This window comes from Vibrio sp. V12_P9A6T4 (assembly GCF_963874835.1).
In the GTDB taxonomy this organism is placed as follows: domain Bacteria; phylum Pseudomonadota; class Gammaproteobacteria; order Enterobacterales; family Vibrionaceae; genus Vibrio; species Vibrio anguillarum.
The window spans coordinates 16416-27104 of record NZ_CAWNJO010000066.1 but is presented as its reverse complement, the minus strand read 5'-3'; the positions used below and the strand labels follow the sequence as shown (position 1 = coordinate 27104).

Annotated in this window: 13 protein-coding genes; all 13 read right to left on the bottom strand. The window is 45.3% G+C overall.

Annotated features, from left to right (window positions below; translation table 11 throughout):
• Positions 1 to 114, bottom strand: a 114-nt coding sequence (locus tag AACQ42_RS11215; RefSeq protein ID WP_176429738.1) for a transposase, incomplete at its 3' end; no start/stop codon positions are given.
• A 188-nt stretch (positions 115 to 302) separates the two neighbouring features.
• On the bottom strand, positions 303 to 1664 hold the full coding sequence (gene glmU / locus AACQ42_RS11210) for a bifunctional UDP-N-acetylglucosamine diphosphorylase/glucosamine-1-phosphate N-acetyltransferase GlmU (protein WP_026029111.1): 1362 nt from the start codon (positions 1662 to 1664) through the stop codon (positions 303 to 305).
• 150 nt (positions 1665 to 1814) lie between these two features.
• Complete coding sequence (locus AACQ42_RS11205; RefSeq protein WP_013855597.1) at positions 1815 to 2237, bottom strand: F0F1 ATP synthase subunit epsilon; 423 nt, start codon at positions 2235 to 2237, stop codon at positions 1815 to 1817.
• Positions 2238 to 2255: 18 nt separating this feature from the next.
• Positions 2256 to 3659 (bottom strand): F0F1 ATP synthase subunit beta, encoded by a 1404-nt coding sequence (atpD, locus tag AACQ42_RS11200; RefSeq protein WP_010319968.1) that lies wholly within the window; start codon positions 3657 to 3659, stop codon positions 2256 to 2258.
• A gap of 34 nt (positions 3660 to 3693) precedes the next feature.
• Positions 3694 to 4560 (bottom strand): F0F1 ATP synthase subunit gamma, encoded by an 867-nt coding sequence (gene atpG / locus AACQ42_RS11195; RefSeq protein ID WP_013855594.1) that lies wholly within the window; start codon positions 4558 to 4560, stop codon positions 3694 to 3696.
• Between the two features lie 63 nt (positions 4561 to 4623).
• Positions 4624 to 6165 carry a F0F1 ATP synthase subunit alpha gene (gene atpA / locus AACQ42_RS11190; RefSeq protein ID WP_026027662.1) on the bottom strand — a complete coding sequence of 514 codons (1542 nt, stop codon included), beginning with the start codon at positions 6163 to 6165 and terminating at the stop codon, positions 4624 to 4626.
• A gap of 13 nt (positions 6166 to 6178) precedes the next feature.
• Complete coding sequence (atpH, locus tag AACQ42_RS11185) at positions 6179 to 6712, bottom strand: F0F1 ATP synthase subunit delta (protein ID WP_013855592.1); 534 nt, start codon at positions 6710 to 6712, stop codon at positions 6179 to 6181.
• Between the two features lie 15 nt (positions 6713 to 6727).
• Complete coding sequence (atpF, locus tag AACQ42_RS11180; protein ID WP_013855591.1) at positions 6728 to 7198, bottom strand: F0F1 ATP synthase subunit B; 471 nt, start codon at positions 7196 to 7198, stop codon at positions 6728 to 6730.
• Positions 7199 to 7274: 76 nt separating this feature from the next.
• Entirely contained in the window at positions 7275 to 7529 is a 255-nt protein-coding gene (gene atpE / locus AACQ42_RS11175; RefSeq protein WP_002540812.1) for a F0F1 ATP synthase subunit C, read from the bottom strand.
• A 57-nt stretch (positions 7530 to 7586) separates the two neighbouring features.
• Positions 7587 to 8417: a F0F1 ATP synthase subunit A gene (atpB, locus tag AACQ42_RS11170; RefSeq protein ID WP_013855589.1), complete on the bottom strand. Its 831-nt coding sequence runs from the start codon at positions 8415 to 8417 to the stop codon at positions 7587 to 7589.
• 8 nt (positions 8418 to 8425) lie between these two features.
• Positions 8426 to 8815 carry a F0F1 ATP synthase subunit I gene (locus AACQ42_RS11165; protein ID WP_013855588.1) on the bottom strand — a complete coding sequence of 130 codons (390 nt, stop codon included), beginning with the start codon at positions 8813 to 8815 and terminating at the stop codon, positions 8426 to 8428.
• A 188-nt stretch (positions 8816 to 9003) separates the two neighbouring features.
• On the bottom strand, positions 9004 to 9885 hold the full coding sequence (locus AACQ42_RS11160) for a ParB/RepB/Spo0J family partition protein (protein WP_017044113.1): 882 nt from the start codon (positions 9883 to 9885) through the stop codon (positions 9004 to 9006).
• Between the two features lie 24 nt (positions 9886 to 9909).
• A complete protein-coding gene (locus AACQ42_RS11155; protein ID WP_013855586.1) occupies positions 9910 to 10683 on the bottom strand; it encodes a ParA family protein in 774 nt (257 codons plus the stop codon).
• Positions 10684 to 10689: the final 6 nt, after the last annotated feature.

The following is a 10689-nucleotide window of genomic DNA, read 5'->3' as shown; positions in this document are numbered from 1 at the left end:
ATAAAGCTCTTTACCTACATTCCCTTTCAAGATCTTAAATCTGTATTTCGGTGTCCAAACTATGTGGTATTTGCAACGCCAATATACATGTGATGAACTTCTATAATCGCCCATGTTTTTAGTTTCCTCTTACTTGTGGTGAATAAGAGGTTTACTTCTAGCATGGGCACTCCTTCGGGCAATAGCCCCAAGGTTGAATCACCACCGCCCAAGGCGGTGGTTTAGGGATGACAACAAAAATGCCGTTCACTCTTAAGTGAACGGCATTACTCATAATTAGCGGCTTTTTAATCGCTTATTTGTTAGCTACGCTTAACAGGACGCTTCCAACCATTGATTTTGCGCTCTTTCGCGCGAGTGATGACTAACTCACCTTCAGCAACGTTACTGCTTAGCGTAGTGCCAGCACCAATCGTTGCACCATTGGCGATCGTTACAGGAGCAATCAACTGGCTGTCTGAACCGACAAACACATCATCACCAATTGTGGTTTTGAATTTATTGACACCATCGTAATTACAAGTGATAACGCCAGCCCCGACATTAACACGCTGGCCAATTTCGGCATCACCAAGATAAGTTAAGTGATTGGCTTTCGAACCTTCACCCAAACGAGTATTTTTTACTTCCACGAAGTTACCCACGTGAGCATCATTACGCAGTTCAGCACCAGGACGTAAACGGGTAAAAGGCCCAACGGTACAGTTTTCTGCAACGGTTGCCCCTTCAATGACGCTGTATGGGCGGATCACTGTGTTGTCATCAATTTCGCAATCTTTAAGCACGCAACCCATGCCGATAATTACGTTATCACCCAAAGAGACATTTCCTTCGATGATGACGTTTGCATCAATCTCAACATCCATCCCACACTGTAATTCACCACGCAGATCAAAACGCGTAGGATCGCGTAGCATCACACCTTGTTCTAATAGCTTTTTCGCTTGTGTTGCTTGATAAGCACGCTCTAAACGAGCCAGTTGAGCGCGATCATTTACCCCTTCCACTTCAATAGAGCTGGCAGGATGAACAGCCTCAACTGCGCGGCCTTCATTGTGCGCTGCAGCGATAACATCTGTCAGATAATATTCGCCTTGTGCGTTCTCATTACTTAAGCCTGACAACCAGCGCTTGAGATCGCGCCCCGTTGCCACCATCACGCCCGTATTGATCTCTTTAATTAACTTTTGCTCATCAGTGGCATCTTTTTGTTCAACAATCGCCACCACTGGGCCATGCTTACGCACGATACGGCCATAACCGGTTGGGTTATCCAGTACCACTGTCAGCAAGGCTATCCCATCATTAGGTTGTGCATCTAACAAGCTTTCCACGGTTTCTTCCGAGATCAATGGAACATCACCGTACAACACGAGGATCTTCTCATCGTCTTGGAAATGAGGCGAGGCTTGATCAACGGCATGGCCAGTTCCTAATTGATCCGCTTGCAGCACCCAGTTAACCGACTCTTCGGCAAGCGCTTGCTGCATTTGCTCACCACCATGACCATAAACCAAGTGGATATTTTGGGCACCTAAGCTATTGCACGTATCAATTACGTGTTTCACCATTGGCTTACCCGCCAGTGTGTGCAGCACTTTAGGCATATTAGAATACATTCGAGTACCTTTACCTGCTGCGAGGATCACTGCGCTAAATTTCATTGACAACCTATTGACGTTAAAAAAGTTAAGCCGCATTTTAGCGGTAATTAAAGAGATAGTTAATTTAACTAAATAATTTTCTGTTAAAAAATAAGCAAAAAGGCGACCTATAGGTCGCCTTTTTACATCACGTCTTAATTATAAAACACATTAACGACGTTTTTTGGTCAGCTCGATAACTCGTAACTGAGCCATGGCTTTAGCCAGTTCACTGGCCGCTTGTGCGAAGTTCATATCGCCATGCTGATTTGAAATATTCTCTTCAGCTTTGCGTTTGGCTTCTTCTGCCTTAGCTGCGTCTAGTTCTTCACCACGAATTGCCGTATCAGCCAGTACTGTAGCAGTACCCGGTTGCACTTCGACAATACCACCCGAAACATAAATAATTTCTTCGTGGCCGTGTAGCTTAACGATACGCACCATACCAGGCTTAATAGCGGTCAGCAGCGGTGTGTGACCATGGAAAATTCCCAGTTCACCTTCGCTACCGGTCACCTGAAACGTTTCGACTTGGCCAGAGAAGATTTTCTTCTCTGCACTGACGACGTCTAGGTGAAAGGTTATTGCTGCCATATCGCCTCCTAGTTAGCCTTATAGCTTCTTAGCATTCTCAATCGCATCGTCGATAGTACCGCAGTACATAAACGCTTGCTCTGGAATGTCATCGTATTCACCAGATAGAAGACCTTTGAAGCCACGTAGCGTCTCTTTTAGAGGTACGTAAACACCAGGGTCACCTGTAAATACTTCAGCTACGTGATAAGGCTGAGTTAGAAAACGTTCAATCTTACGTGCACGTGATACAACTTGCTTATCCGATTCAGACAACTCGTCCATACCCAAGATCGCAATGATGTCTTTCAGCTCTTTGTAGCGCTGAAGCGTCTGCTGAACGCCACGAGCGATGTCGTAGTGCTCTTGACCTACGACGAGTGGGTCTAGCTGACGAGACGTTGAATCGAGTGGGTCGATCGCTGGGTATAGGCCCATTGCTGCGATGTTACGGTTAAGTACAACCGTTGCATCCAAGTGCGCGAACGTTGTGGCTGGAGACGGGTCCGTCAAGTCATCTGCTGGTACATATACCGCCTGTACAGACGTGATAGAACCTTGCTTAGTTGACGTAATACGCTCCTGAAGCACACCCATTTCTTCTGCAAGAGTAGGTTGGTAACCTACCGCTGAAGGCATACGACCTAGCAGTGCTGATACTTCCGTACCGGCAAGCGTGTAACGGTAGATGTTATCGATGAACAGAAGTACGTCACGACCTTCGTCACGGAAACGTTCTGCCATTGTCAAACCCGTCAGTGCAACACGTAGACGGTTGCCTGGTGGCTCGTTCATCTGTCCGTAAACCATCGCTACTTTTGATTTTTCAGGCTCTTCGATGTTTACAACACCTGCTTCCTGCATCTCATAGTAGAAATCGTTACCTTCACGAGTACGTTCACCAACACCCGCAAATACTGAAAGACCTGAGTGTTGCAGTGCGATGTTGTTGATAAGTTCCATCATGTTAACGGTCTTACCTACACCTGCACCACCAAATAGACCGATTTTACCACCCTTAGAGAATGGACAAACCAAATCGATTACTTTTACACCGGTTTCAAGAAGAGCAGTTTCGTTTGATTGCTCTTCATAGCTTGGAGCTGGACGGTGGATAGAGTAAAGCTCTTCCGCACCGATTTCACCACGCTCATCAATCGCATCACCAAGCACGTTCATGATACGACCTAAAGTCTTAATACCGACTGGTACTGAAATTGGAGCGCCAGTATTTTCAACTACCAAACCACGACGTAAACCATCAGAGCTACCCATTACGATTGCGCGAATCACGCCACCGCCAAGCTGCTGTTGAACTTCAAGAACGAGACGTTCTTTTGAATCCACAACATTCAGAGCATCGTAAACACTTGGTACTTCGCCCTGTGGGAACTCTACGTCGACTACCGCACCGATGATCTGTACGATCTTACCTGTAGCCATCGTTAATCCTCTAAACTGTTTGTTTTACCTAAGCTTAAACCGCTGCTGCACCAGAAACGATTTCCGATAGTTCTTGTGTAATCGCCGCCTGACGGGCTTTGTTATACACAAGCTGTAAATCATCAATCAAGTTGCTTGCGTTATCGGTAGCTGCTTTCATCGCAATCATTCGAGCAGCTTGCTCACAAGCAAGATTCTCAACCACACCCTGATAAACCTGAGACTCTACATAACGCAGCAATAGTGCATCGAGTAGAGGCTTTGGTTCAGGCTCATAGATGTAGTCCCAAGAATGTTCGCGTTTCATCTCTTCGCTATTCGATCTAGGCAAAGGTAGTAATTGATCGATCGTTGGTTCTTGAACCATAGTATTCACAAATTTGTTGAACACTACGTATAGGCGATCCAACTCACCTGCATCATATTTCTTCAGCATAACACCAACGGAGCCGATCAAATCTTCCAAGGTTGGGCTATCGCCCAAACCAGAGACTTGAGCAGCGACTTTAGCGCCACTGTTTCTAAAGAAAGCCGTTGCCTTTGAGCCCACAATTGCAAGCTCAACCTCAGCACCTTTCTCCGACCAATCTTTCATGTCATGCAGGGCTTTTTTGAACAAGTTCACGTTCAAACCACCACACAAACCACGGTCTGTTGAAATAATGATGTAACCAACACGTTTGGCTTCGCGCTCTTCTAGATAAGGATGACGATATTCTAGATTTGCACTCGCCACATGACCGATCACTTTACGCATTGTTTCAGCGTATGGACGAGAAGCTTCCATGCCGTCTTGCGAACGACGCATTTTTGAAGCTGCTACCATTTCCATCGCTTTCGTAATTTTCTGCGTGCTTTTAACACTACCGATTTTATTACGTATCTCTTTTGCGCCGGCCATCGTTTTACTCTCTTTTAAGGTAATCCGTTATTGGTCAGTGGTGACCCTAGGGTCACCCACCAATTACCAGGTCTGGGTTGCCTTGAAATCGTCAACCAGTTTCTTGAACTGAGCTTCGATTTCATCGTTATAAGCACCCGATTTGTCGATATCTTTTACAAGATCAACATATTGACCACGAGCATACGACAGTAGAGCAGATTCAAAATCAGCCAGTTTATTCAACGCAACATCATTTAAATAACCACGCTCTGCCGCAAAGATAACCAACGCTTGGTCAAACACAGACATCGGAGCATATTGTTTCTGCTTCATCAGCTCTGTTACTTTCTGACCATGGTTTAGCTGTCTCTTCGTCGCTTCATCAAGATCTGACGAGAACTGAGCAAATGCAGCAAGTTCGCGGTACTGTGCAAGCGCGGTACGGATACCACCTGACAGTTTCTTGATGATTTTCGTCTGAGCGGCACCACCTACACGAGATACTGAAATACCAGGGTCAACGGCTGGGCGAACACCCGCGTTGAATAGTTCAGTTTGTAGGAAGATCTGACCATCGGTAATCGAGATTACGTTAGTCGGTACGAATGCTGAAACGTCACCCGCTTGTGTTTCAATGATAGGTAGCGCGGTTAAAGAACCGGTTTTACCTTTCACTTCACCCTTAGTGAAACGTTCTACATACTCTTCGCTAACACGAGCAGCACGCTCAAGTAGACGAGAGTGGAGATAGAAAACGTCACCTGGGAATGCTTCACGGCCTGGTGGGCGTTTGAGTAGTAGTGAGATCTGACGGTAAGCAACCGCTTGTTTAGATAAGTCATCATAAACAATCAGTGCATCTTCACCGCGATCGCGGAAGTATTCACCCATTGCACAACCTGCATATGGCGCAAGGTATTGCAATGCCGCGGATTCAGAAGCCGATGCAACAACCACAACTGTGTTTGCAAGCGCGCCGTGCTCTTCTAATTTGCGTACTACGTTAGCGATAGTTGAGGCTTTTTGGCCAATCGCAACATAGATAGAGTAAATACCTGAATCTTTTTGGTTAATAATTGCGTCGATCGCCATTGCTGTTTTACCAGTTTGACGGTCACCGATGATAAGTTCACGTTGGCCACGACCGATTGGGATCATAGAGTCAACTGACTTATAGCCGGTTTGTACTGGTTGATCGACTGATTTACGGTCGATTACACCAGGTGCAATCATTTCAACAGGTGAAGACAATTTCGCTTCGATAGGACCTTTACCATCGATAGGCTGACCGAGTGTATTCACTACGCGACCTAACAATTCAGGACCAACTGGCACTTCAAGAATACGACCAGAACCTGTTACTTTCATGCCTTCCTTAAGGTCAGCATATGGGCCCATGACAACCGCACCAACCGAGTCACGCTCAAGGTTAAGTGCAAGTGCATAACGGCCACTCGGTAATTCAATCATTTCACCTTGCATCACGTCCGCTAGGCCGTGAATGCGAATGATACCATCGCTTACCGATACGATAGTACCTTCATTGCGAGCTTCACTAACAACGTCGAAAGATTCGATACGTTGTTTAATTAGATCGCTAATTTCCGTGGAATTAAGTTGCATGCTCCAATCCCCATCAAGACTGTAATGCATCGCTCAGGCGGTTTAAACGACCGCGGGCTGAGTTATCGATGACAAGGTCTCCGGCTCGAATTATAACCCCACCAAGTAGGGTCTCATCTATACTGCAATTCAGCTGAACTTTGCGTTCAAGACGCTGCTCAAGTTTGGTGCTGATATTGACAAGCTGTTCATCAGAAAGCTCAGTTGCTGAAATCACTTCAACATCCATCTGCTTCTCATGCTCTTGTTTCAGAGCAAAGAACTGTTCACTAACATCAGGAAGAGCCTTTAATCGGCCATTCTCAGCCATCACCTTTAACAGGTTCTGGCCATAAACATCAAACTGTTCGCCACAAATTGCGATGAAAATTTCCGCTAATTTCTCAGCCGAAACAGAGCCCGTTAGTAGCTCTTTCATTTGCTCGTTCTTTGCGACCTCGGCAGCAAAAGCTAACATCTGACCCCATTGGTCAAGTTGCTTTTTCTCTACCGCAAAATCGAATGCTGCTTTAGCATAGGGGCGTGCAATTGTAGTCAAATCAGACATAAAGCGCCCCCATCCTTAAAGTCTTGCAGTAATGTTGTCGAGAATATCTTTGTGCGCATCTTTATCGATAGAACGCTCAAGGATTTTCTCAGCACCAGCTACAGCCAGAGTTGCAACTTGTTTACGCAGCTCATCGCGGGCACGGTTACGTTCAGATTCAAGTTCAGCTTCCGCTTGAGCAAGGATTTTCTGGCGTTCTGCCTGAGCTTCCTCACGTGCTTCGTCTAAAATTTGAGCTTTACGTTTATTTGCCTGTTCGATGACCTCAGTTGCAGTGCGCTTCGCTTCTTTCATTTGTTCAGAAGCGTTGGCTTGTGCTAGATCCAAGTTTTTAGCAGCGCGCTCAGCGGCTGAAAGACCGTCAGCAATTTTCTTCTGACGCTCTTCGATCGCATTCATGATTGGCGGCCATACATATTTCATGCAGAACCACACAAACAGTGCAAACGCGATTGCTTGACCTAGCAGAGTTGCGTTCATATTCACAACAGCTACCCCTCTATTTGTTCACCAACGAAAAGTATTAATCAACGACAAATCATCAATTTGTGTGATCGGTTGATTAACCTAGTTGACCAACAAATGGGTTCGCGAAAGTGAATAGAAGCGCAATTACGATACCGATCATAGGAACCGCATCAAGTAGACCCGCGATGATAAACATCTTAACTTGTAGCATAGGAGCCATTTCTGGTTGACGAGCAGCACCTTCAAGGAATTTACCGCCTAGAAGTGCGAAACCAATCGCTGTACCAAGAGAAGCAAGACCGACGATAATACCTACGGCGATTGCAGAAAAGCTCAGTAAAGTTTCCATTACTATCTCCAATTTATAGTTGTTGGCTTATGTGCCCAAATAAAAAGCTTTAAAAAATTAATGATCACTATCTTCGTGTGCCATTGATAGATAAACAATAGTCAGCATCATGAACACGAAAGATTGAATCAGAATTACCAGAATATGGAAAATCGCCCACGGTAGTGAACCCATCCATTGTAGCCACCATGGTAGCATCGCTGCGATAAGAATAAATACCACCTCACCTGCGAACATGTTACCGAATAGACGCATACCGAGTGAGAGAGGTTTCGCAAGTAACGACACCACTTCAATAAGTAGGTTAAACGGAATCATGGTCCAGTGATTGAATGGATGTAGAGCTAATTCTTTCGCAAAACCACCTAGGCCTTTCACTTTGATGCTGTAGTAAATCATCAGAGCAAATACGCCTAGAGCCATAGCCATGGTGATATTCACATCAGCTGACGGAACCACTTTTAGATAAGGGATACCAAGCCAATGTTGTGCTGGATACGGTAAGAAATCGATGGGCACTAAGTCCATGATGTTCATTAACAATACCCAACAAAAGATAGTCAGTGCCAGCGGTGCTATAAGTGGATTGCGTCCATGAAAGGTGTCTTTGACGTTTTGATCGACAAATTCTACCAATATTTCAACAAAACACTGCAGCTTACCGGGTACACCCGCTGTTGCTTTCTTTGCTACAGAGCGAAATATCCATAGGAATATTAAGCCAGTAAACAAGGAAAAAAACAGGCTATCGATATGTACGTTCCAGAAACTCGTCTCACTAATTGACAGCCCCAAATCGTAATGCTCAGAAATCTTCGCAAGAGAGAGGTTCGTCAAGTGGTGTTCAATGTATCCGGACGATGTTAGCGCTTCACCTGGCGCAGCCATAACTCATCCTATTTTTTGTTGTTAATGAATAGCACTGGCGCACAGATATTAATACCTAGAGCCAGCAAATAGGTTAGTTTGAGGGGAACGAGTTCCACCTGCATATACATGTAGGCAACACAGAACAGTGCAACTGTGATGAGGATCTTGAGTACTTCGCCAGTGTAGAAAGAGGCCGCGACTTGCTTCGCAGCACGAGCTCCACTAAACATAAAAGCACACAGCGCAAAAACCGCATTGGCAATGACAAAGATGCCACCCCCAATCAGCGCAGAAAAGCCCCATTCAGCATTTACAGCTACCGCCATCCCTGCCGCCACAAAAATAACCGCGCCAGACTGGATCATTAACAATCGCTTAGCAAGCTCTCGTCCTGGTCTAGCCAACGCAGCTACCATGTATTCGTACCTCTAGTAATATCCTCAGCTCATCTACAACATAGGGCTGGGAAATTGGCGAAAATTATACGGTGAGTCGAACTGATTGCAATTGAAAGACAGCAAAAAGTTACAATTTTGTTTACAAACCGACAACTTTCAAATAAAAAAACGTTTTTTGCATAATTGACTTAAATCAATTATCTCATTTAGCTTTCTAGCTTGGCAATTAGTTGCTCTAATTTGTGAGGCTCATCAAGACTAATCGTCATTTTGGCTTTGCCACCTTTTGAACGAATGATCGACACTTTAGCCCCTAACATTTCACTCAATCTTTGTGACATTTGTTGTGCATCTAAGTCTTCCGATGCCGATCCGTCCTCAGAAGGCTGTGTTAGACACTTTTTCACTAATTGCTCAGTTTGTCTCACGGTCAGCTGTTTTGCGGCCACACGTTGTGCAATTTCAATTTGTTGATCGCCTTCGAGCATCAATAATGCTCGTGCATGGCCCATTTCAAGCTGCTTGGTTTCCACTAAACGCTTCACGCCATCCGCCAATTGATTTAAGCGTAATAAGTTACTCACTGTAGTGCGTGATTTACCAATCACATCAGCCACCTGCTGGTGAGTCAGCTTAAATTCGTCTTGCAACCGCTCTAAAGCTTGTGCTTCTTCAATCGCATTCAAATCTTCGCGTTGAATATTTTCTATCAGTGCCATTGCAATCGCAGCGCGATCTTGGACATTTTTGATCAAACAGGGCACTTGCTTTAAACCTGCTTGTTTTGCAGCGCGCCAACGGCGTTCACCTGCAATAATTTCATAGCCGCCAAGCTCTAAACGTCTTACCACGATCGGCTGGATAATACCTTGCGATTGGATAGACGCAGATAGCTCTTCCAACGCTTCTGCCGACATATCTTTACGTGGTTGATACATGCCAGGTTTCAAATTTGATACCGCGATATCCATTAATTCGCCATCAGAAGAGAGTGCTTGGCTATGTGAGGCGGCTTGCTCCTTTTCACGAGCAAGAGAACTGGTTGCGAGCAATGCATCCAATCCTTTTCCTAAACCACGTTTAGTCATGTAGACGAATTCCTTTAGTTGAGATTATGCGGGTATTTCTTCTCGACGAAGCATTTCGCCAGCTAAGGCGAGATATGCTTTTGCCCCAGCTGAATACTTGTCGTAGTACATTGCTGGCTTGCCATAACTTGGCGCTTCAGCAAGACGGACATTACGAGGAATAACGGTGCGATAGACTTTGTTTCCAAAGTGCTTTTTCAGTTGATCGGATACTTCATTGGCTAGGCGATTACGCGGATCGTACATCGTTCGAAGTAACCCTTCGATTTTCAGGTTTTCGTTGACTACCGCGGCTAACTTGCTGATGGTATCCATTAACGCCGTTAAACCTTCTAATGCAAAATACTCACATTGCATTGGCACTAACACAGAATCCGCTGCGGCCATGGCGTTGATTGTAAGAAGATTTAAAGAAGGAGGACAATCAATAAAGATGAAATCATAGTTATCACGAACTGGCGCGAGGGCATTTTTCAAACGCACTTCGCGAGCAAAGACTTCCATTAATTTGATTTCAGCGGCTGTCACGTCTCCGTTCGCCGCAATCAAATCGTAGTGTCCCGTTGTTTTGCGACACACTACTTCATCAAAAGGAGTGTCTTCGACCAACAATTCGTACGCGGTTGCATCTACTTGATACTTATCAACACCACTGGCCATCGTTGCATTGCCTTGTGGGTCGAGATCGATCACTAAAACTTTACGCTTAGTCGCCGCCATAGAGGCCGCTAAGTTAATGCACGTTGTTGTTTTTCCTACGCCACCTTTCTGGTTGGCGATTGCTACGATTTTGCCCACGGTATG

Coding starts and splice junctions, on each gene's coding strand:
- glmU (WP_026029111.1), bottom strand. CDS start 1,664: ATGAAATTTAGCGCAGTGATCCTCGCAGCAGGTAAAGGTACTCGAATG.
- AACQ42_RS11205 (WP_013855597.1), bottom strand. CDS start 2,237: ATGGCAGCAATAACCTTTCACCTAGACGTCGTCAGTGCAGAGAAGAAA.
- atpD (WP_010319968.1), bottom strand. CDS start 3,659: ATGGCTACAGGTAAGATCGTACAGATCATCGGTGCGGTAGTCGACGTA.
- atpG (WP_013855594.1), bottom strand. CDS start 4,560: ATGGCCGGCGCAAAAGAGATACGTAATAAAATCGGTAGTGTTAAAAGC.
- atpA (WP_026027662.1), bottom strand. CDS start 6,165: ATGCAACTTAATTCCACGGAAATTAGCGATCTAATTAAACAACGTATC.
- atpH (WP_013855592.1), bottom strand. CDS start 6,712: ATGTCTGATTTGACTACAATTGCACGCCCCTATGCTAAAGCAGCATTC.
- atpE (WP_002540812.1), bottom strand. CDS start 7,529: ATGGAAACTTTACTGAGCTTTTCTGCAATCGCCGTAGGTATTATCGTC.
- atpB (WP_013855589.1), bottom strand. CDS start 8,417: ATGGCTGCGCCAGGTGAAGCGCTAACATCGTCCGGATACATTGAACAC.
- AACQ42_RS11165 (WP_013855588.1), bottom strand. CDS start 8,815: ATGGTAGCTGCGTTGGCTAGACCAGGACGAGAGCTTGCTAAGCGATTG.
- AACQ42_RS11160 (WP_017044113.1), bottom strand. CDS start 9,885: ATGACTAAACGTGGTTTAGGAAAAGGATTGGATGCATTGCTCGCAACC.